At 52.5% G+C, this 20254-nt stretch carries 29 protein-coding genes; 20 read left to right on the plus strand and 9 right to left on the minus strand.

Annotated features, from left to right (window positions below):
* The first annotated feature begins 48 nt into the window (after positions 1 to 48).
* The 3 genes from KNP83_RS00260 to KNP83_RS00270 all read left to right on the plus strand — a co-directional run bounded on the left by KNP83_RS00260 (position 49) and on the right by KNP83_RS00270 (position 2203).
* On the plus strand, positions 49 to 849 hold the full coding sequence (locus KNP83_RS00260; RefSeq protein WP_251139138.1) for a GNAT family N-acetyltransferase: 801 nt from the start codon (positions 49 to 51) through the stop codon (positions 847 to 849).
* Positions 849 to 1028 carry a hypothetical protein gene (locus KNP83_RS00265; RefSeq protein WP_214758940.1) on the plus strand — a complete coding sequence of 60 codons (180 nt, stop codon included), beginning with the start codon at positions 849 to 851 and terminating at the stop codon, positions 1026 to 1028. Before KNP83_RS00260 ends, KNP83_RS00265 begins: the two co-directional genes overlap by 1 nt.
* Before the next feature lie 182 nt (positions 1029 to 1210).
* The gene (locus KNP83_RS00270) at positions 1211 to 2203 is read left to right on the plus strand and encodes a M23 family metallopeptidase (RefSeq protein WP_214758942.1); all 993 of its coding nucleotides are present in this window, start codon (positions 1211 to 1213) and stop codon (positions 2201 to 2203) included.
* A 37-nt stretch (positions 2204 to 2240) separates the two neighbouring features.
* Here the strand turns inward: KNP83_RS00270 and KNP83_RS00275 are convergent, their stop codons facing one another.
* Positions 2241 to 2708, minus strand: coding sequence for a helix-turn-helix transcriptional regulator (locus tag KNP83_RS00275; protein ID WP_214758944.1), 468 nt, complete (start codon positions 2706 to 2708; stop codon positions 2241 to 2243).
* 140 nt (positions 2709 to 2848) lie between these two features.
* Complete coding sequence (locus KNP83_RS00280) at positions 2849 to 3391, minus strand: TraR/DksA C4-type zinc finger protein (RefSeq protein ID WP_214758946.1); 543 nt, start codon at positions 3389 to 3391, stop codon at positions 2849 to 2851.
* A gap of 154 nt (positions 3392 to 3545) precedes the next feature.
* On the opposite strand from KNP83_RS00280, the gene KNP83_RS00285 reads away from it, so the two are divergent.
* The 4 genes from KNP83_RS00285 (at position 3546) to KNP83_RS00300 (ending at position 5279) form a co-directional block, all read left to right on the plus strand.
* Positions 3546 to 4070, plus strand: a complete 525-nt coding sequence (locus KNP83_RS00285; RefSeq protein WP_214758948.1) for a GrpB family protein — start codon at positions 3546 to 3548, stop codon at positions 4068 to 4070.
* Between the two features lie 56 nt (positions 4071 to 4126).
* Positions 4127 to 4447, plus strand: coding sequence for a hypothetical protein (locus KNP83_RS00290; RefSeq protein WP_214758950.1), 321 nt, complete (start codon positions 4127 to 4129; stop codon positions 4445 to 4447).
* Positions 4435 to 4908, plus strand: a complete 474-nt coding sequence (locus KNP83_RS00295) for a GNAT family N-acetyltransferase (RefSeq protein ID WP_214758952.1) — start codon at positions 4435 to 4437, stop codon at positions 4906 to 4908. Before KNP83_RS00290 ends, KNP83_RS00295 begins: the two co-directional genes overlap by 13 nt.
* Positions 4909 to 4976: 68 nt before the next feature.
* Positions 4977 to 5279, plus strand: a complete 303-nt coding sequence (locus KNP83_RS00300) for a hypothetical protein (protein WP_214758954.1) — start codon at positions 4977 to 4979, stop codon at positions 5277 to 5279.
* Positions 5280 to 5303: 24 nt separating this feature from the next.
* Here KNP83_RS00300 and KNP83_RS00305 read toward each other — a convergent pair whose 3' ends face one another.
* The 3 genes from KNP83_RS00305 to KNP83_RS00315 form a co-directional block, all read right to left on the minus strand.
* A complete protein-coding gene (locus tag KNP83_RS00305; RefSeq protein ID WP_214758956.1) occupies positions 5304 to 6161 on the minus strand; it encodes a pirin family protein in 858 nt (285 codons plus the stop codon).
* Between the two features lie 124 nt (positions 6162 to 6285).
* Positions 6286 to 7560, minus strand: coding sequence for a hypothetical protein (locus tag KNP83_RS00310; protein WP_353048497.1), 1275 nt, complete (start codon positions 7558 to 7560; stop codon positions 6286 to 6288).
* A 287-nt stretch (positions 7561 to 7847) separates the two neighbouring features.
* Positions 7848 to 8744 carry an aldo/keto reductase gene (locus KNP83_RS00315; protein ID WP_214758958.1) on the minus strand — a complete coding sequence of 299 codons (897 nt, stop codon included), beginning with the start codon at positions 8742 to 8744 and terminating at the stop codon, positions 7848 to 7850.
* 153 nt (positions 8745 to 8897) lie between these two features.
* On the opposite strand from KNP83_RS00315, the gene KNP83_RS00320 reads away from it, so the two are divergent.
* From KNP83_RS00320 to KNP83_RS00335, 4 genes are all read left to right on the plus strand, one after another.
* Entirely contained in the window at positions 8898 to 9509 is a 612-nt protein-coding gene (locus KNP83_RS00320) for a protein kinase family protein (protein WP_214758960.1), read from the plus strand.
* Between the two features lie 81 nt (positions 9510 to 9590).
* A complete protein-coding gene (locus KNP83_RS00325) occupies positions 9591 to 9917 on the plus strand; it encodes a four-helix bundle copper-binding protein (RefSeq protein ID WP_214758967.1) in 327 nt (108 codons plus the stop codon).
* A gap of 111 nt (positions 9918 to 10028) precedes the next feature.
* Positions 10029 to 10541, plus strand: coding sequence for a GNAT family N-acetyltransferase (locus tag KNP83_RS00330; RefSeq protein ID WP_214758969.1), 513 nt, complete (start codon positions 10029 to 10031; stop codon positions 10539 to 10541).
* 66 nt (positions 10542 to 10607) lie between these two features.
* A complete protein-coding gene (locus KNP83_RS00335; RefSeq protein ID WP_214758972.1) occupies positions 10608 to 10946 on the plus strand; it encodes a zinc ribbon domain-containing protein YjdM in 339 nt (112 codons plus the stop codon).
* Between the two features lie 45 nt (positions 10947 to 10991).
* Here the strand turns inward: KNP83_RS00335 and KNP83_RS00340 are convergent, their stop codons facing one another.
* On the minus strand, positions 10992 to 12449 hold the full coding sequence (locus tag KNP83_RS00340) for an aldehyde dehydrogenase family protein (RefSeq protein WP_214758974.1): 1458 nt from the start codon (positions 12447 to 12449) through the stop codon (positions 10992 to 10994).
* A gap of 170 nt (positions 12450 to 12619) precedes the next feature.
* Between KNP83_RS00340 and KNP83_RS00345 the strand changes: the two genes are divergently transcribed.
* From KNP83_RS00345 to KNP83_RS00360, 4 genes are read left to right on the plus strand one after another with little or no spacing between them, the layout of a single operon-like run.
* Positions 12620 to 12973, plus strand: coding sequence for a PadR family transcriptional regulator (locus KNP83_RS00345; RefSeq protein WP_214758981.1), 354 nt, complete (start codon positions 12620 to 12622; stop codon positions 12971 to 12973).
* Positions 12948 to 13703, plus strand: coding sequence for an HAAS domain-containing protein (locus KNP83_RS00350; protein ID WP_214758988.1), 756 nt, complete (start codon positions 12948 to 12950; stop codon positions 13701 to 13703). The genes KNP83_RS00345 and KNP83_RS00350 overlap by 26 nt, the downstream gene beginning before the upstream one ends.
* Positions 13703 to 14059, plus strand: coding sequence for a hypothetical protein (locus tag KNP83_RS00355; RefSeq protein WP_214758990.1), 357 nt, complete (start codon positions 13703 to 13705; stop codon positions 14057 to 14059). Before KNP83_RS00350 ends, KNP83_RS00355 begins: the two co-directional genes overlap by 1 nt.
* A gap of 59 nt (positions 14060 to 14118) precedes the next feature.
* The gene (locus tag KNP83_RS00360) at positions 14119 to 15066 is read left to right on the plus strand and encodes an alpha/beta hydrolase (protein WP_214758997.1); all 948 of its coding nucleotides are present in this window, start codon (positions 14119 to 14121) and stop codon (positions 15064 to 15066) included.
* Between the two features lie 11 nt (positions 15067 to 15077).
* On the opposite strand, the gene KNP83_RS00365 is transcribed toward KNP83_RS00360, so the two are convergent.
* Positions 15078 to 15920 (minus strand): GNAT family N-acetyltransferase, encoded by an 843-nt coding sequence (locus KNP83_RS00365; protein WP_214758999.1) that lies wholly within the window; start codon positions 15918 to 15920, stop codon positions 15078 to 15080.
* 72 nt (positions 15921 to 15992) lie between these two features.
* Between KNP83_RS00365 and KNP83_RS00370 the strand changes: the two genes are divergently transcribed.
* On the plus strand, positions 15993 to 16700 hold the full coding sequence (locus tag KNP83_RS00370; RefSeq protein WP_214759001.1) for a YjjG family noncanonical pyrimidine nucleotidase: 708 nt from the start codon (positions 15993 to 15995) through the stop codon (positions 16698 to 16700).
* Here the strand turns inward: KNP83_RS00370 and KNP83_RS00375 are convergent.
* Entirely contained in the window at positions 16674 to 17120 is a 447-nt protein-coding gene (locus tag KNP83_RS00375; protein ID WP_214759003.1) for an NUDIX hydrolase, read from the minus strand. The two genes, KNP83_RS00370 and KNP83_RS00375, sit on opposite strands and share 27 nt — an antisense overlap.
* A gap of 53 nt (positions 17121 to 17173) precedes the next feature.
* Between KNP83_RS00375 and KNP83_RS00380 the strand changes: the two genes are divergently transcribed.
* Genes KNP83_RS00380 through KNP83_RS00390 form a run of 3 tightly spaced genes read left to right on the plus strand, consistent with a single transcriptional unit; the run spans position 17174 to position 18813 of the window.
* Entirely contained in the window at positions 17174 to 17776 is a 603-nt protein-coding gene (locus tag KNP83_RS00380; RefSeq protein WP_214759012.1) for a pentapeptide repeat-containing protein, read from the plus strand.
* Positions 17773 to 18612 (plus strand): aminoglycoside 6-adenylyltransferase, encoded by an 840-nt coding sequence (locus KNP83_RS00385; RefSeq protein WP_214759014.1) that lies wholly within the window; start codon positions 17773 to 17775, stop codon positions 18610 to 18612. The genes KNP83_RS00380 and KNP83_RS00385 overlap by 4 nt, the downstream gene beginning before the upstream one ends.
* Before the next feature lie 48 nt (positions 18613 to 18660).
* A complete protein-coding gene (locus KNP83_RS00390) occupies positions 18661 to 18813 on the plus strand; it encodes a hypothetical protein (protein ID WP_214754335.1) in 153 nt (50 codons plus the stop codon).
* Positions 18814 to 18826: 13 nt separating this feature from the next.
* On the opposite strand, the gene KNP83_RS00395 is transcribed toward KNP83_RS00390, so the two are convergent.
* Entirely contained in the window at positions 18827 to 19228 is a 402-nt protein-coding gene (locus KNP83_RS00395) for an ion channel (protein WP_251139139.1), read from the minus strand.
* Between the two features lie 104 nt (positions 19229 to 19332).
* On the opposite strand from KNP83_RS00395, the gene KNP83_RS00400 reads away from it, so the two are divergent.
* Complete coding sequence (locus KNP83_RS00400; RefSeq protein WP_353048498.1) at positions 19333 to 20160, plus strand: glycoside hydrolase family 191 protein; 828 nt, start codon at positions 19333 to 19335, stop codon at positions 20158 to 20160.
* Positions 20161 to 20254 lie beyond the last annotated feature (94 nt).

Raw genomic sequence — 20254 nt, forward strand, 5'->3', positions numbered from 1 at the left:
CAGCTATCTCTACCAGTATACCGAAATACAAGTGAAGGGAACGAACGCATGATGCATCCAGTGATTACGTATGTCCAAGGTCCACCGCTTCAAGATTTGTATCGAGCCTTCATGGACGGTTTTTCCGATTACATGATTCGCTTTGACATGGATGAGGCCCGGTTCGAGAGCGTCTTCCTCGTCCGTGATCAAAATCAGCCGACGCGTTCCGTTGTCGCCTATGCGGACGGTCGACCTGTCGCCGTCATGTTGAGCGGTGTGGCGCACCTCGATACGGGATGGGTGACGCGTTGTGGCGGCTTGGCCGTCGCCCCAGACTATCGACACCTCGGAATCGCACACGAATTGATGCGACAGTTCGACGAACAGGCGACGGGCATGCGTCTGCTTGAGGTGATTCAAGGGAACGAACCGGCGCTCGCCCTCTACGAGCGACTCGGGTACCGTGTCGTCCGAGAGATTATGTACTTTCAATCCGTACCGACCGTGACGAACGCGACACGGGAACAGGTCCCGATTCGTGAGCTGTTCGATGCGTATTATCCGGCTGCGGGGCACAAACCGATTTGGCAAGTCGATGTCCGCACGACGCAACAACAGACCGAGCTCGTTCGAGTGAGCGAAGGCGAGACGAGCGGGGCGCTCCTGTTCCGGGAAAACCTGTTGCTTGATGTGTTCGGTCGTGACGAGGACGCCGAGTGGTTATTGCGTGCGGCCGCGGCCGAAGGACCGATTCGCCTGACGTTGACGTCTGATCGACCGGCGTTGCTGATGGCAGCCCGACACCTCGGGTTCGTTCAGGACGAGATTGCCCAATTCGAGATGAGTAAGCCCGGGATGGAGACGTGATGCGCGTCTTGTTGCCTGTCCTCATGATCGGTCTGATCATTGGAAACTTGTTCACGATTCTTGGCCTGACGACGAATCTACCCTCGGGCCTTGATCGCCTGTTTTTGTTCGGCGGACCGGCGCTGACCATTCTAGCCGCCGTCAGTATCGTCGTCATTGTCCTGCAACGCAAACGATGACGACGGATGACCCTCATGAAATTTGAGTGAAGTTTATGGGTAGGGAGTTCACGGTTTTGATATGTTCGACATACAAATGAAATGCTTCATATATTGAACTTTTTAGGCGTGGATGCTATATTCGCACTTGTAGCTTTTTGATCAAGCTAGCGAATCATCCAATCTGGAGGTTTTATCAATATATGTGGAAACAACTACTCGTCACCGTCGGTACAGGCGTCCTGGTTCTATCAGGGACTTCAGCCGTATCCGCGGATCAAATTACCCCGCAAGACCTCGTCAAGACGACGAAATCGCTTCAACAGACCGAACAACGGATTCAAACGTCGAAACAATCGGTCGCCAAAGCCAAACGTCACGTCGAAACGATCGATCAGAGCGCGAAAGCAATCGATCAGAAGATTGAGCAGACCAAATCAAAACTCGCGTCATATGAGACGGCCTTGAATCCTAAGACAGCTGACAAGTCTCTATTCGAACAAGTGCTATCGACTGTCCTGCCGAGCGCCAAGGCGGAGGCGGCCGAGTCTGAAGAGACGAAGCGTGATTTGCAAGCCAAACAAGCCGAGACGACACAATCGTTAAAGGCGCTCGAGAGCAAACAGGCGGACGTGAAAGCAGAACGACAACAAGCCCGTTCGGCTCATGTGGCTGCATACAAGCAGCTGAAAGGGCAAGCGGCCCAATTGAAAGACTTGAAGCAACAAACGGCGGCGCTTGCGCCTGACAAGTTTATGATGCCAGCGACCGGACGTCTGTCACAAGGCTACGGACCGGCGAGCGGCCAGTTCGGATATACGTTCCATAACGGAATCGATATCGCTGCGAACGTCGGCACACCGATTTACGCGGCGGCAGCTGGGACGGTCACGGACGTCAAATCGGGCGGACCGTATGGGAAGCACGTCTTCATCGAGCATGAAATCAATGGTCAAAAGTGGACGACGGTCTACGCCCATATGCATAAAATCGAAGTGAAGACAGGTCAGACGTTGCTCCAAGGCGAAGGCATTGGCCAAATCGGCAACACGGGCAACTCGTCAGGTCCGCACCTCCATTTCGAAGTGCATCAAGGAGAATACGGCTTTTCATCAAGTTCGGCCGGCAACACGGTCAACCCGATGGATGTCGCCGAAGTGCTAGGTGGCGCGTCGCCGATTAAAGCGACGTATTGACGCAACGGACTCGTTGCGTCTTTTTTTTGCTTCCCCGTCACTCCTGATCGTTTTGGGTCGCGCGCAGTTCAATCAATTTTCGGAGCGCCTCGTCGCGATCGAACGTGCTGAACCAGCGGAAGTCATCGTGATCGAGAATCCGGTAATGTTGACTGACCATATTCTGTTGAATCCGGTACTTCCCTTGGTGCTCGATTGTCGTCCACCAGACGTGTCCGCCCAACGTTTTCGTCGCCAGGCTCGGGTCGGTATGGGCGACGAGGCGAATGAACTCGATCGGTTGATCTCCAATCAACGAGTGGAGATAGGGGCTTTGATTGAACAAGGCACAGATGGCGACCGTCGTCGTCCAGTTCGCGTTCAGGCGTCGCTTCTCGATTTGAATCAACGTTTTTTTCGAGATGCCGACGAGCGTACATAGTTCTTCTTGCGATAACCCTTGCTCGGTGCGAATCAGTTTGAGCTTGCTAGAAATCAGTTCGGAAAACGTCTCTTTTGTATGCATAGCTGCTCCTAAGGTGTATTTTTACACAGTGTATCATGCGGTATGGAAAGATGGAAGAAATCGGACGAAGAAAGCCGCCTCCTCAATCCATCAAAAAAGCGAAAGGAGATGGACTCCTTTCGCTCGTTCACTGATCGTTGTTATTCGCGAGTCGGGTCATGATTGCCCTCGCTATCGGCAATCGTATCCGAACTTCCGAAATCTTCGACTTGGCTGAACGCATCCGTGCTTTGTCCCGGTTCGTCCGTCCCGTCGAGTTGTTTGCGGGCAGCCGTCTCAGACGGATTGAGCACATCCTCTTCGACCGGACGTTCACGGTCGGTCGAGTGCTCGTTCTCTTCTTGTTCGCGGGCATGCTGGATACAGAGCGTCGCCTCGGGGATAATCTCTAAACGGTCCAACTCGATGTCTTCGCCGCACACCTCACATTTACCGTACGTCCCGTTCTTGATGGCGAGCAACGCCTTGTCGACGTCACTTAAGAATTCTTCATCGAGCTCCGTGAGCGCTTGATCGCGTTCGCGCAAGAACAGTTCTTCTCCTGAGTCGGCCGGATGGTTATCGTAGTGTGACAGTTCCCCTTCGTCATACACTTCTTCCCGGTTTTCCATGTAGCCTTCGGTCTTCGCTTTTTCTTTTAATAGACGTTCCTTGAACGTATCAATCTGCTGTTGTGTCAACATGCGGTCCACTCTCCAGTTCTGATTTCATTAATATTAGCATTTCCCATTTTGCGTCGGGACAAACCTTTCGATTGGCGAAGGTGATTTCTAAACGCTTTGAAAAACGGGTATGATAAAAGAGACGGAACAATGATGGTGAAGGAGGGAACGGACCATGAGAAAAGTAGAGGTCGTCCCGTATGATCCGATATGGGAGACGAGATTCAAGGAAGAGGCGGCCAAGCTCGAACGCTTGTTTGAAGGGGAAATCGTCGCCATCCATCACATCGGAAGCACATCGGTGCCAGGACTCGATGCGAAACCGATTATCGACATCATGCCGGTCGTACGGGAAATCGAGCGGATTGATGAATGGGTCGGACACATGGAGGCACTCGGGTATCGAAGTTTCGGCGAGCATGGGATTCCGAGACGGCGTTTCTTTGCCAAAGGGGAAGACGTGCGGACGATTCACGTCCATATGTTCGAGGACGGGGATGAGGGCGTGACGCGTCATCTTGCGTTCCGCGATTACTTGATGACGTTCCCAGACGTACGAGACGAGTATGCGGCCCTTAAACAACAATTGGCGAGTCAGCATCCAGAGGATATCGAGAGCTATATCCAAGGAAAACAAGACTGGGTGTCCACGACCGAGCAGGAGGCGACGATGTGGTATCTGTCGCGCCAACAAATTTGAAACGTTTTGCCGTTTCATCTCGTAAAGAATACTAATCAGGTGAAGGGGGTCATGAGATGAAACGATTTCTCGGGAAATGCATCGAGTATGCGTTTGTCGCACTGTTATTCGTCGGCTTATTTTTTGGATTTCGATATGGCGTCAATACCTTCGTTGGCACAGACGAGATGCGGGCATACGCCTATCTGTTTCTAGGCACTGCCTTTATCATCTTCCCGCTCTCCTTGTTTGGCGGTTACTTCCTGGCCCGTCCGATTCAACACCGTTTGCATGGCAAAGAGCAGGGTACGACGAACCATACGTTGCGTGGGGATGAAAAGCCGCACGGGGTCACGGAGACACGGGATTATAAAAATGAGGGTTCATGGCCGTTATGATGCAATTGAAACGAACCGAAGATGCGGCATGGATTGCGACGTTGAACCGTCCGATTCACGAACATCATCTTCAGTTGGCGCCGGCTTTCTTTGCAGCGTACGATCATGCCTCGATGGAAGCGGCGTTTTCGGAGATGATGGCGCGAGACGATTATCATTTTTTTACGGCAGAGATTGAGGATGACGTCATCGGATACGTCTGTTTCCAAGAGCGCGTGAGTGAGGCGAACGCGTTTCGGCAAGCCGTCCGGACGCTTTACGTGCATCAAATCAGCATCAACCCGGAGGCGAAGCGACAAGGGTATGGACGCTTGGTCATGGCAGAGGTGGAACGCTATGCCATCACGCACGGATTCCCGTCAATCGAACTGGATTATTGGTCGGTGAACGAAGGGGCGGCTGCTTTTTATGGGCAGTTAGGTTTTGAACCGAAGCGACAGTTCGTCATCAAGCATCTCTAGAGTAGAAGATTAGTCTCGGCGTACCATAATCACGCCACTGAAACACATACGTGATAGAGGAGGATTTGATGGAGACAGTCATTTTAGTCATCGGTGTGATTGGAACGATTTCGCTTATGTTATTCATGTCGAACCAATGGTTGGGCTATGGCAAAGGCAATATCGTCATGACGCTCGATGAGCATTACACGAACTTGAACGAATATGTGCCCGCGATTTTGACGAAGCTGTATGAAGATGGGAAGTCGGCGCATTATCTTGGCGACCGGAAGTTTGAAGTGAACGGCAAGCAGTACGTCCTCGTCGAACGGACCGTCTCGATCGGGCGCGTCCCGACGCAACAGACCGTGCTCATGCCAGACAAAAAATAAGCCACGCCTTAGGCGCGGCTTATTTTATTTGACGGCCGGAGGACCGAAACCGCCAGCGTGATAGTCGCGGAACGCTTGGCGAATCTCCTCTTCGGTATTCATGACGAACGGACCGTGGGCGATATATTCTTCCCGAATCGGCTTGCCTGAATAAATGAGCAGTTTCGCCCGTGATGTCGCTTTGAGGCGGACCACGCTCTCACTGTCGCTCGTCTCATCATAGGTGAGGGTCGCCGCGTGCGTCTTCGCAAGCGGTGTCGCCGACGTCCCGAGTTCGATGGAGCCGGCGAGGACGTAAACGAACGCGTTATGATTTGTCGGGATGACGTGCTCATAGGCGGCTCCGTTCTGCAAGCTCACCTCACTCATCGTGATGGAGACGAGACTGTCCATCGGTCCGGTCACCCCGGCGATGTCACCCGAATAGACACGCACGTGCCCTCCGTCGATCGGTACGAGCGGCGCCTCCTCGACATATACGTTTTGGTAAGACGTCGTCGTCGTTTTTAGTGCTTTCGGCAGGTTGAGCCATAGTTGAAGCGTATGAATCAAATCGTCGTCGACGGCCTCTTCGGCATGCCTTGCCGCCCAACCCGCATTCATGTATTGGACGTCACCCGCATCCAAAATCGAATGTCCGCCATGGTTGTCGATATGTTCCAGTCGTCCGTCGATCACGTAGGTGATGGTCTGGAAGCCGCGGTGCGGGTGGTCTGAGAACGTTCCCCGTTTGAACCAGTCCTCGGCCATCAAGATGAACGGGTCGAACTCGTCTTTTCGTTCCGGGGGCAAGACCCAACCTTGCTGCACGTGCGGATATCCGTTTTGTTTATAGGCGACCGGCCAATGGCTGGCGACATCGCGCTCGAATCGTTTCGTCATCACACTGTCTCCTTTGCATCGTTTGCTGTCATTGTCGCATAGCGAGGCGCGGAGACTTTCTGATTTTGCCTGTACAACGTGCAAAGACAGACCGGCTCATGCTGGTCTGTCTTGAAATGTGGAGTCATTGATTTGCTTGTCCGATGGAGAGGTCGTGCCAACGTTCGGCGTCGGCGCGGAGCAATTTGAAATGTGAACCTGTCTTCGTGTTTGTCAAAATCACATCGTCTTCCGTGTAACTGACATCGAACGTTTGGGCGCAGATGCCCTCGAACACCGTCAAGTAAGGAATCGGCGCCGGGGTTCCGGCCGTCGCGACGGCTTTTGAGCGCTCGATGGCTTGGAACACGAACTGGACGGTCTCCGCGTTGGCGTGGTGTAAGAACGGCTCATCTTTTGATTCTGTGCCGATTAACGCCAGTTCATGGGCGACGGCGTGACGGCGATGCGCGAACTGTTGCCGCATTTTTGTTTTCAAACGATCGCCCTGCAATAACGTCTCTTCTTTATAAGTGATGGACACGACTTGTTTATAAGGCTTGCCGTCACGGATGAAGGAGAAGCTGAACAATGGATAACGTTCGTTCGGCACGAGTTTGTTCGGGAGCGTGCTTGCCTGCCGCGTCCCGAGTACCCGATCGTAGGTGGCATTCTTTGGTCGCAGGACGTCTTCATATAACGTTTGATCGGATGACAGGTGAATCCCGTATTGTCGCGCGTCTTGAGACACTTCGGTACCTAAGCCTAGAGATAGGAACGGTTGACGTGACGCTTCGTTGATTGGCAACGTGATGGTCTCACGTGATTCGGGTGATTCGAACGTGAACTCGAACGAGCCGTTGAACGGCATCGTCACATGGACGAGCGTCTGCTCGAACCCGTGTCGTTTCGGATAAGGCTCATTGCCGACCGGTTTTTTCATCTCCTCGGTGAATTGGACTTGCTCGTGCGGTTGCGCGACGCGAAGCTTCGATGTCGCAGAAGAGGAGACGGCCTGGTCGCGGTACGGAACGAGACTATCCGGCAACGTATCGATTTGTTTCATATAGGTGATGGTATCGGCTTGACATTGGACATAGGTTTGATTTTCCACTTCAAAAAATGTGGCGGTCGGAAAGACTTCGGTCGAGGCCGTCGTCGTGAGTGGTTGGCTCAATTTGACGGTGCCAATCAAGAGACGCTCTCCGTCAGGTACACGAGAGATGGCGTCCTCCGGGTAACAGGCATCCAGGACGTTCGTCCGGTCGGACTCGGTCATCTCGATTTGTTGACCAGAAGGCAGAGTGGCGCGACCTTGATAGTACTCTGGAGCCGTATGTAAACGAAATGCATGTTCTTCTTCGCATCCGAACAGGACGAACAACATGGCGAGCGTACAAAGAATCAGGTACTTTTTCACGGGGTGCACTCCTTTTAATGATTAACTTTCATCATTTTAGCACCATTTTTTTGTGACTTTAGTCTTAGGAAAATTAATGCGATTTTTTTTAAAAAAATCAAAAAACCCGCTCAACTTGAACTGAGCGGGCTTGTTTTACACTTATGGATATGAAATGGAATTTCTCTATTTGACACGTGTCGATTTTTGACGAATGAAGCCTGAAATGACAACATTCTAAAAAATGACGAAAATCGTCGAAAATAATGATGTGGAATTTAAAAGGTGTTATTTGTTTATTTTTACCTTCAATCTACGTCGCGACCGCGAGCCGCCTTCAAAATTTCGAACCATTCTTCTCGCGTCAGGTCAATCTGAAAGGCATCGACGGCGGTCCGCACTCGTTCGATTTTCCCAGAACCGACGATTGGCATGATCTTGGCCGGATGCTTCAAGAGCCATGCATAGACGACGGCGTCGATGCCGCTTGCTTGATGCCGCTCGCTGATTTCCTCCAATTTTTCACGCAACGGTGCGTAAGCCGACTCGGTGAACAGTTGTCCGCCGGCGAGAGGACTCCACGCCATGAGCGGCATCCGTTTCTCGTGACATAGGTCGACAGAACCATCTTCAAAATGCTTCAATTGCATCGGTGAAAGTTCAAGTTGGTTCGTCACGAGTTGGAACGGTAAACGTGACTGCAACAACTGTTGGGTCGCTGGTACGTGGTTCGAGACACCGAACGTACGCACTTTTCCAGTTCGTTGCAACGTGATGAACGCTTCGGCGACTTCGTCCGGGTCCATGAGCGGGTCGGGGCGATGAATCAAGAGCGTGTCGATTTGGTCGATGACGAGCTCTTGTAGCGAGCGCTCGGCTTGGCGGATGATATGTTCTTTCGTCGTATCATAGTGGTTAATCGATTGGCCAGGGTTGAATGAGCCTGTCAGCTTGATGCCGGTCTTTGTCACAATCTCGATTTGATCGCGGAGTGAGGGTTTGAGGCGAAGCGCTTCGCCGAACAATCCTTCACATGTATAGCCACCATATATATCAGCGTGATCGAACGTCGTGATACCGAGTTCGATACATTGTTCGATAAAGGCAAGGCGTTCCTGCGGGCTCATGTCCCATTCGGCCAAACGCCACATGCCGTGAATGATTCGTGAGAATGATAAGTCTTCTGTCAGTTCGATGCGTTGCATGGTAAATTCCTCCTCATTGTTTGTCGCTTTCATTATAAGGATAAAACAGGGGGGCGTCACTTTTGGGGCGTATTGGAAGGACATAAACCGAGTCAAACTGAAGCGATTTCAGTTATGATGAGACAGAGATGATCAGAAAAAGAGGAGTGACTTATGAATCATTACGAACAATATGCGGACGTCACGTTTGAGCAACAAGGTCAGGAAACGTACGTGACCGCCGCTCATGCCGACCTCGAACTGCATGGGATCGGGCGCAGTGCCGCCGTGTTTCGCATAAAAGACACGCGACTCGTCATCAAAGTATTCTTTCCGGATTATACGCATATCGCGGCCGAAGAGGCTGTGATTTACCGAACGCTCGAAGGATTGCCTCAATTCCCACGCTTGTATGAAGCGGGTGTGAATTATATCGTCATCGATTATATCGAGGGCAAGACGCTATTCGAATGTCTGACGGAAGGGATTTGGATTGATGCGTCCTACATTCAGCAAGTCGACGCGGCGCTCATCGCGGCACGGCGCCTCGGACTGACGCCGTCGGACGTTCATTTGCGCAATTTGATTTTGACGCCGGAAGGTCGCATTTATTTAATCGATTTGGCCCGCTTCCGCCAAGGACAGCACGTCGATCACCAATGGGAAGACTTGAAGCGGATGTACCGGTTCTATCGGCTCCGTTTCATGCCGAAACGCTATTCAGAGCGTTTGTTGAACGGGGTCGCCTATTTATATCGCACCTTCGTGAACGACCCGAGACGATAGTCGACGGTCGTTTTTCTTTTGAAGATTAGGGAACAAGGAAGGTGTGACTGTCGTTTCGTTTTGAAAAAGGAGGCTAACTGTATGCATCGGATTTATGCGAATGAACTGGAGACGTTACGTGACTGTGTCGAGACGTGTAATTACTGTCTGGAGTCGTGCCTGGAAGAACATGACGTCAAGATGATGGTCGATTGCATCCGGCTCGACCGAGAGTGCGCCGCCATCTGTTCGTTTCTTGCCGAGGCGATGACACGTGATTCGGGGTTCGTCCCCGAACTCGCTCGGGCTTGTGCGGTCGTCTGCAAGGCGTGTGCCCAGGAATGTGAGAAACATAAGCATGCCCATTGCCAAGAATGTGCGCGCGTCTGTGTCGAGTGCGCCTCGATGTGCGATCGGTTGGCAGCATAATGTGAAAAAGTCAGTCAAACCGGCTGACTTTTTTGTGTGAGAGCGAATCGCCACGTGTATTTTGAAATCGAGATAAGTATAATGAAGAAAATATATGAAAGTGGTGTTCCTATGATTCGCAATTGTCGTCGAGATGACCTTCAAGCTGTGTTACATATTTATAATGATGCCATCGTTAACAGTACCGCCGTCTATCACTACGAGCCGGTGACGCTTCAAAATCGAATCGCTTGGTACGAAGAGAAAAAAGCGGCCGAACTTCCAATCATTGTATGGGAAGAAGGGGACGTCGTGATGGGCTTTGCCACGTTTGGACCGTTTCGACCATGGCCGGCCTATCATTATACGGTCGAGCATTCGGTGTACGTCCATCCTGGCTACCGCAGCAAAGGGATTGGCAACAAGTTGCTCCGGGAGATTATTCGTCTAGCTGAAGAGCGTGAGTACAAGACCGTGATTGGCGGAATCGATGCCTCGAACGTGACGAGTATCCGAGCCCATGAAAAAGTCGGATTCGTCCATTCCGGCACGATTAAAAAAGCCGGCTACAAGTTTGGGAAGTGGCTCGACTTATCGTTTTATCAGCTCGATTTGAAAGGTCCCGAGGCACCGCAAGAAAGCTGACCGCTAGCTGTCTGCGCTCCGAAAATACGGTATACTGGGAACAGTGAATCGAATGGAGGAATCAGCATGACAGAACTACCAAATTGCCCGAAGTGTCAATCAATGTACGTGTATGAGGACGGGAGCTTGCTCGTCTGTCCGGAATGTGCGTATGAGTGGTCACCGAGCGAGGCGGCCGAGGCAGAAGCGGACGCGCAAATCAAAGACGCGAACGGCAACGTGCTCCAAGACGGTGACACGGTCACAGTCATCAAAGATTTGAAAGTGAAAGGGACGTCGCTCGTCGTCAAACAAGGCACGAAAGTGAAAGGCATCCGTCTCGTCGACGGAGACCATGACATCGACTGCAAGATTGACGGCTTCGGCGCGATGAAGCTCAAATCGGAGTTCGTGAAGAAAATCTAAAAAAAGCGTGTTGGTCCGGGAACGGACCAACACGCTTTTTGCTGTTTAGGAGAAGAACGGTTTGTACTCCCGACGTTCGTGCATGACGGATACCCATTGGAGTGTCGTGAACTCCTCGAGCACCCATTCGCCGTTGAAACGGCCGAGACCAGAATCTTTCTCACCGCCGAACGGCAAGTGCGGCTCATCGTTCACCGACTGGTCGTTGACGTGAATCATCCCTGTCTCGACTTGGCGGGCGAACTCGGTCGCGCGATAGATCGAACCGTGGACGGCGCCGCTCAATCCGTACGGGAGCTCGTTCGAGAGTTTCAACGCCTCGGCGTCATCCTTGAACGAGATGACGACAGCGACCGGTCCGAAAATCTCGTTTTTCGCGAGTGGCATGTCATTCGTGACACCACTCACGACGGTCGGCTCGAGTACGTTCCCGTCAGTGTTACCGCCGACTTGAACCGTCGCACCAGCGTCGACCGTCTGCTTGATTTGATCGAGGATACGCTCGACTTGATCATGATCGATGAGCGGTCCGACTTGTGTGTCTGATTCGTTCGGATTGCCGAACTTCAAGGCACCGACCCGCTCGACGAATTTTTCGAGGAACGCATCGTGAATCGATTCGGCGACGAGAATCCGGTTCGTTGACATACAAATCTGCCCTTGGTGATAGAACTTCGAGTAGACGGCCGATTCGACGGCACGGTCGATGTCGGCATCATCTAACACGACGAAGACGTTATTCCCGCCAAGTTCGAGCGCTGTTTTCTTCAACAAACGTCCGGCTTTCTCGGCGATACCTTTGCCGACCTCAGTCGAACCAGTGAACGAGATGAGTTTTGGCACCGGGTGCTCGACGATGGCGTCCCCGATCTCCGAACCGCGACCGACGACGACGTTCAAGACGCCTTTCGGAAGGCCTGCCTCTTCAAATAACGATGCGAACAGGAGACCGCCTGTGACCGGTGTCGCCGTCGCCGGTTTGACGACGACGGTATTGCCCGTCGCGAGCGCGGAGACGATTGAGCGGACCGCGAGGTGGAACGGGAAGTTCCATGGGCTGATGACGCCGATGACGCCGAGCGGCTTGCGGTAGACCCGGTTCTCTTTATTCGGGACGATTGACGGCTTGATGAGCCCGTCCATCCGGAACGGGAATGTCGCCGCTTCCTTGATGATCGCCATCGACGCTAAAAATTCGCCTTCTGCTTTGATGCGCGTGCTACCGGACTCTTTGACGAGCCAGTCGATGATGTCTTCTTTATGTTGCAACGTCACTTCAGCGAACTTCTCAATCAAGGCGCGTCGGTTTTGCGGGAGCATCGTCGCCCATTCGGTTTGTGCTTCCTTTGCGACCGCGTAGGCCTTGTCGAGATCGGATTCGTCGGCCGATCGGATGGAGAACAACGTCTCGTCCGTGAACGGGTTGGTGTTATCGATCGATTTATCGCTCGACCCCTCGACCCACTGGCCATCAATGTACATCTTTGTAAAATCGGTATGCATACTCAAACACTCCTTTATGTTTTTGCTTCACCTTAAGAAGTATTCACCTGATTTGAAAAATTAAACCTATCGATGCGCAACTAACTTGTTTTACAAAGTAGTTGCAAATGGCAGTCCCTTCCATTACTATTATGTATAACAAGTTAGTTTGGTGAAAGCGAGGTCGCGCCATGGCGATGAGTCAAATGTTGAAAGGATTGCTCGAAGGGTGTCTGTTGGCCATCATCGATAAAGGAGAGACGTACGGCTACGAGATGTCGGAGAAGTTGCAGGCGTACGGGTTCACGATGGTGAGCGAGGGGAGTATTTATCCGGTATTGTTACGGATGAAGAAGGACGGCTGGGTCGAGACGATTCAAAAGACGTTGCCGTCCGGAGGGCCGAAGCGAAAGTATTACATCTTGACGGAGGCGGGCCGGCAAGAATTGCTAGCCTTCAAACAACGTTGGGCGGAAGTGTCAAGCGGCGTCGACCGCGTACTTGGAGAGGGGAATGAAGATGGAACTGTCAAAAAAGAGTCGTGATTTTTTGGATGATTTAGCGGTGTATCTCATGTCGAGCGGGAAGTCGGAAGGGGAAGTGCAAGACGTGGTCGCCGAGCTGAAAGACCATCTCGAGGAAGCGGAACAGGCGGGCAAGAGCGTCGACGATGTCGTCGGTCAAAGCCCGCAAGCTTACATGCGACATCTCGGGCGGGAGATGGCGTTCGACGGCAAAGGGTTTTTCAAAATCATCGCGATGATCATTCCGAACGTGTTCGCGTACATCGTCATCGCCAACTTCATTCAAGGTGAGATGGCGTTCTCGACGATTCAATTGATTGGCTTCCCGCTCGTCGCCGTCCTGTTCTTGCTGGCCGCCGCACAAGCGTTCCGCAACATGTCGGTCCGCTCGAAAGGGAGTAAAATCAAAAACGGGGTGACGTACGTCGCGCTCGCCGCGCTGCCGATGACGTTATTCCTCGGACTGATGGTACTCGACATCTTCGTCGAGACCCCGACGATCGTGTTCGGCTCGAGCGGTCAACTCGTCTTGTTCGGTCTGGCCGTCATCACGTTGCTCCTCGTCTCGATTTGGACGAAAACGTGGATCAATCTGATCATTCCGCTACTTTTATTCGGACCACAATATGCGTTTGCCCAGACGAGCTTGCCGCTCGAGCAACAACTGATCTTCTCGATGTTGATTCTGTTCGTCGGGATGGGAATCTTCTTGTTCGTCTGGTGGAAAAAGAATCAACAGGGGCAAGCCTGATGCTGGGGCGAATCCTTTTCGTCGCCATCTTGTGTCTCCCCTGGGGCTTTTTCGTGACAGCAGCAGACTTTTTATGGGGGGATGCGCTCGGATATCTCATGATTCCGGCCATCGTGTGGTCGTGTGTATGGTGGTTGGGGCGGCGTGGGATGTTCTTGTGGCTCGTAGGTGGGCTCACCGTATCGTATATCATTTCCACGGCAATGGTGTGGCACGTCGATGGGGCATGGGATTATTTCTTCAAGCCGATTGGCCAGTCAATCCTCGTGAATGTCTGGACCATTGTTTACGCGAGTGGTGTCGTTTTGGCGTATATGTATCGTCGTACTTTGCAAAAAGCGCGTGAATCTGCTTAAGGTCAGACGCGGCTGGGAATAGGCAACTGTACGCCTAAAAGAGAAAGAAGGGATTCCCATTGCCAGTCAATCCGACGATTCAATTTTACTTGAACCAGTTTCACAACCAGATCCCGACCACATATGACCAATTGGATCCGCTCGAATTAAGACGACAAGAAGACGCAATGATGACCCGGTTTCAACATAGAGAGCACGTGCACGCGGTTGAGGACCGCCTCATTCCATTATCAGGACGGACGATCCCGATTCGCATTTATCGGACGGCTCATACGATTGCGCCTGTCCTCGTCTATTATCACGGGGGTGGTTACGTCACGGGAAGTCTCGACACCCATGATGCGATTTGCCGAACGATTGCGAACGAGGCCGACTGTACCGTCATCTCGGTCGGTTACCGACTCGCACCAGAACATAAATTTCCGACGGCCGTCTATGACAGCTTTGAGGCGCTCGTTTGGATTGCGGACCACGCCTCGGAACTCGAAATCGATGCTGAGCGCATCGCCGTCGGCGGCGACAGCGCCGGGGGGACGCTCGCCACGGTCAGCGCCTTGATGGCCATCGAACAAGGCCGACCACTCGCCATGCATCAGCTGTTATTTTATCCGGTGACGGGGACCGAGGAGAATCTGCCGTTGTCGTTAATCGAGTATGCGAACGGCTATTTGCTCGACGAGGCGTTAATTCGGTGGTTCCAACACCAATACTTTCATGACGAGGCCGAATTGACCCACCCCTACGCCTCACCGATCATTTCGCCGCATTTGACGAAACTGCCGCCGACGACGCTGCTGACGGCCGAGTATGACCCGCTCCGTGACCTCGGCCGAGCGTATGCCAATAAATTGATTAGTCTCGGTGTCCCGGTGACGTATCACAATTACGGGGGACTCATCCACGGCTTCGTCAACTACTACGCATACGTCCCGGAAGCACGACGAGCCGTCAAAGAAGCGGCGCAGTCGCTCAAACATGCCTTCCATACGCAAAAAACTCGCCCGTGAGGCGAGTTTTTTTATGCTTTCGACAAATAAGGGAAACGACAACCTTCCGGGAAAAGCTGTCCTTCGTTCATCCGAATCATCCATTGGTCGTCGCGGGACGGACGTTGCTCCACACCGTCCAAGTCGGGTGTGAATTTAAAGACGATTTCGGTGATGCCTTCAAAAGAGAGGCGGGCCACGACGTCACGCATATCGACAGGCCGCGGCGACAGCACGGCATACAAGTTTAAGCGCGAGCGCTCAATCATATAAATGACATGGACGTCATCGAAACGATACACGTCCTCATCCATCCCTTGATAGTAATGGAACATCCAAATGTGCATGTCGTCTGTCGTATACAGACGCGGTGAAAACGGGAGTGACTCCAGTTTGAAACGACGCCACTGTTCGGCATCGACGTCGACATGTTCGAGTGGGGAAGCCGATCCCGAGACTGAAACGAATAGCTCCGGCTCGGGTTGGACGGAGAACCCTTGCTGCTCGTAAAACGGTGCAACCCCTTCGTCACAAGCCAAAAAATAAGGCAACCCATCCGTGTCATGCTGCTTGAACATATGCTTGAAGATGCGGGTGGCGAGTCCTTGTCCTTGTCGATCCTCGTCGGTCATGACCGTCCCGATCTGATACGCTTCGCGCTCGGTTCCGTCAGCCACGATCGTCATCCGGCTCATCCCGACGTTCGAAATGACATTCCGATAAAACGTCAAGGAATAACAGCGATAGCGGTCGGTCCATTCGCCAGCGTTGTACCACTCGCGAAAATCGATGCCGAACATCTCATCGGCCAAATAGAAAAATGACGCAAATTCTTCTCCTGAATACTCGAGATTGCTGATAGGTCGTTTAGCCATATGACTCACTCCTTGTTTTGAACTTCTCGGTCCGTTCCTGTACATTAGAGGCAGAGAGGGGTAATACAGATTATGAAACGATATGAAGCGATTTTATTCGATGTCGACGACACGTTGTTAGACTTTAAACAGAGCGAGCACGTCGCCTTAGAGCAGTTGCTCGCCGCATACAACGTTCGCATGACAGACGAATTGAAGCAACAATATGTGACGATCAATAACGGATTATGGCGCGCCTTCGAGCGCGGCGAGGTTGGACGGGAAGACGTCTTGATGGGACGCCACACGCAACTGTTCGACACGCTGGGCATCACCATCGATGCCCATGAAGTCGAACAGCGCTATCGCGACCATTTACACGACGGCGTGCACATCATTGATGGGGCACTCGAGCTCGTCCAAACACTTAGCGAGCAGTATCCGCTCTATATCGTCACGAACGGTGTGACGAAAACGCAGTTCAAGCGGCTCGAAGCATCGGGATTGCTCCCTTATTTCAAGGACGTGTTCGTCTCCGATGCTACGGGATCGCAAAAGCCGATGAAACCGTTCTTCGATTACGTGTTCGACCGCGTGCCGAACGTGGCACCCGAACGCGGACTCATCGTTGGTGACTCGTTGACGGCAGACATCGCCGGCGGTCGTATGTATGGGCTCGACACGTGCTGGTACAACCCGCACGAGATTGCCGCATCGGTCGAGACGACGTACGAGATTCAAGACTTGCACGAGTTGAAATCGATTCTATCCGGCTCAGCGGTCGATAAAGTGGGGCGGTAATGATTGTGGCAACGCATAGAGCGTCTCCGGGAAGAGCGCCAAGTCACGGAGCGTGTCAAGTGGCTGCCAACGATAGATGAGGTGATCGCCTTCCGGTCCGTGGAAGTCTCCATTCCGGAGCGGGAGGTCACCCGATACATAGAAGTACATGCCGATCTCGTGGACGGTGCGCTCTAAGTACGTGAAGAAATTTTCGGAGACGAAGGCGAACGTCGTTCCCGTCAGTGTTGCGTCGAGTTCTTCTTGTAGCTCACGCGTCAAGGCGATTTCGGCCTCTTCGCCGATGCCGACGCGGCCGCCCGGCAACGCCCAAAAGTCATCGTTCACGTTCCGATGAACGAGCAGATGACCGTCTTGGACCCAGATGCCGGCGACACGGTAATTGAACGTGCCATGTTCGGTCGGAAATACGATATCCATGTGTATCACTCCATTCCATAAGCTACACCTAGTATACGCCAAGGAGGAAGGTCATGTTTCAATCACATGCAGTCTATGAAGAAGAAGATTTTCGGGATGAGACGCTGCGTGACGTTCAACTCACGCAGACGACGTTCGAGAACTGTCGCTTCACCTATATCGATGCGACCGAGTTCGAGACCGAACAGTGCCGCTTCATCAACTGTGACTTCACCGATTCGAAGTGGAACGCCTCGCGTCACAGTGGCAGCTCGTTCTTGAACTGCCAGTTCAACGGGGCGAATCTGTTTTTGAGCGAGTTCGACCAATGCAAGATGACGGGTTCCTCGTTTGAGTCATGCACATTTGAAGGGGTCGTCGTACGCGAGGGCGATTGGTCGTTCGTCAATCTGCGTCACGCACCGCTCCGGAAGATGGATTGGTCCGGGGTCCGGTTGACCGAGGCCGATTTGTACGGTGCCGATTTGACAGAGTCCCGTTGGACGAACGCCGTCTTGTCGCGTGCCGTCTTGCAGCATGCTGATTGCACCGGTGCCGATTTTGTCGGGGCCGAGATGGACGGGGTCGATTTCTCGGACGTCACGCTGAAACAAGCGACGATTGACGTGATGCAGGCCGTCCAAATCGCCCGCTCGCTCGGGGCGAACGTCATATGACCAACGAGCAAGTGCTCGAGCACTTGACGTCCATGGCCAAGCAGCGGGAAAACGTCCGCGTCCTCGTCTTGAACGGGTCGCTCGTCAATCCGAACGTCGCGACGGACCGGTTTCAAGACGTCGATGTCACGTGTTTCGTCGAAGACGTGACTGTGTTCATCGAAGATCGTTCTTGGATGGTGCCGCTCGGGGACGTGTTGATCATGCAGATGCCGGATGAGGTTCCGGGCAAAGAAGACTACGGCCGATTCGCGTTCCTCGTCCAATTTGCTGCCGGACACCGAGTCGATTTGACCGTTCGTCCGCTCCGTGACGTCCAGGAGACGATTCAAGCGGATTCACTTAGTCTCGTCCTCATTGACAAAGACGGAGTCGCCGGGCGACCGGTCCCGTCTGATGACACATATCGCATCAAGCCCCCGAGTCGCTTCGACTATGAACAGTGTTGGAACGAGTTTTGGTGGGTGTCGCTATACGTCGTCAAAGGCATCAAGCGGGGACAGTTGTTATACGCCTACGACCATGTGACGATTATGCGGGCGATGCTCCGAAAGATGTTGTCGTGGGAAGTCGGATATAAGACGGACTTCACCGTCAACGCCGGGAAGTCGGGGGACGGTCTGGCCCCGTACATGGGGACGACAGACTGGGACAACTATGTTCATACATTTCCGACGATCGAGACGGCATTGCTCGAGGCGGCGCATGCAGCGTTGGTCGAACAGTTCGAACGCACGAGCAGGCAGGTCGCCGTGCGGGCAGGGTATCCGTTTCACGCAGAGGAAGCGTGCCGAATTCGTGACGCCTTTTCGACGCTTTGGTGTTCAAACGATTAAGTTTTGGTCGAGTCGGGAAAAGCCCCTCTATAGAAGGGGGAATGACGCTTGAATCCGTATACGACGTTCATCGCGCTCCTAGTAGGGAGTTTACTGTTATTTGTCGGCATCCGGACGAAGAAATGGCCGATTGTTGTCGTGGCCTTATTTCCGCTTGGACTCGTGGCCTTCAACTTATTTTTGCTCATTACTGGACGCTAGAAGACTGGTTTCATCAGTCTTCTTTTTTGTATATCGATTTTACAAAAAACGCCGTCGGCAATAAAATCCCGATGGCCGCTTCGAGCAAGGCGAACAGTCGGGCCGGGCCAATCGGTAGCAAGTCGCCGAATCCGATGGAAAGCAACGTGACCCCGCTAAAGTAGAGCAGGTTGCGCCAACTCGGTTCGACTGCGGTCATCGTCTCGAGTGAAGTCACCAAGATGACACTGTCTCGTGAGAGCGCGTAGTAAATTAAGGCGAACCCAATCATCACGCCAAGCAGGCTGACGAACAAATGGCTGAACAAACGCGTATCGAATTCGGTCTGCTTATACGTTTGGCGCCGAAAGAAGGTAAACACGTTCAAGCCGACGAATAACAGGGCAATCGTCAATAATATGGAGTTCACATTCATTTCTCCCTTCTGTGACAAACTGTATTATGTTGTTTCCCTGATTGTTCACCGTCAAACGGACCGATTCACACCAAGACAGAGTTGCTCACCAAGGAGGTGTCCGAGTGCGACGATTGTGGCTTACCGGCTTATTGCTCATCTTCTTTTTAGGAGGATGTACGACGCGAGAGCCGTTTGATTTTGATGAGATTCACTCCTATAAGATTTTCTACAACATGCCGACCGAGGCGATTATCGAGGATATGGCGCGCTACGATCTCGTCATCATCGAACCGATTTGGTATACACCGGAACAGATTGAGACGATTCGATCGAACGGGACGAAAGTGCTCGGGTATATCAATGTGATGGAGGCGGATTCGTGGAATCGAGCGCTGATCGGCCAAATGGACAAGGATGACTACTTCTATCGGGACGGGGAACGGATTTATTTTCCGAAATGGGACTCGTATCTGACCGATATCAGTTCGGCCGACTTTCGCAAGATTTTAATCCGTGAAATTCAAAAACAAGTCATCAATAAGCATTTGGACGGCATTTTCCTTGATACGGTCGGGGACATCGATGACGTCCATTTGGATTATCCCGAAGACTTAGCGGAACAGTTGGCGGGGCTCGAGGACTTCTTGCAGGCGATTGAGCGTACGTATCCCGGCGTCCCGGTCGTGCAAAATTGGGGCATCGAGACGCTCGAACGGACGAGTGCCCCGTATGTGGAAGGCTTCATGTGGGAAGGTTTTAACTACACCGAAATCACATCGGATTCGTGGTCGATGGAGATGCTCGACCGGATGAACGCGATTCAAGACGAGTATGGGATTGCCGTCCTTACCGTGTCCGATCAGGAGGAGGCGACGAGTCGGGATCTGGCCGAAGCGAACGGCTTTATTCATTATCACGAGCCAACGTATTACAATACGTGGGATTTTTAGGTGTCGATTAGGGTATTGAAAAAATAGAAGATGTCGTCATCCACTACTTACGTTCGACTGGCTAGTTGTCACACCAGTACAGATGAACCAATCG

Origin of the sequence: Exiguobacterium sp. s146 (assembly GCF_018618415.1) — a bacterium.
Lineage (GTDB): Bacteria > Bacillota > Bacilli > Exiguobacteriales > Exiguobacteriaceae > Exiguobacterium.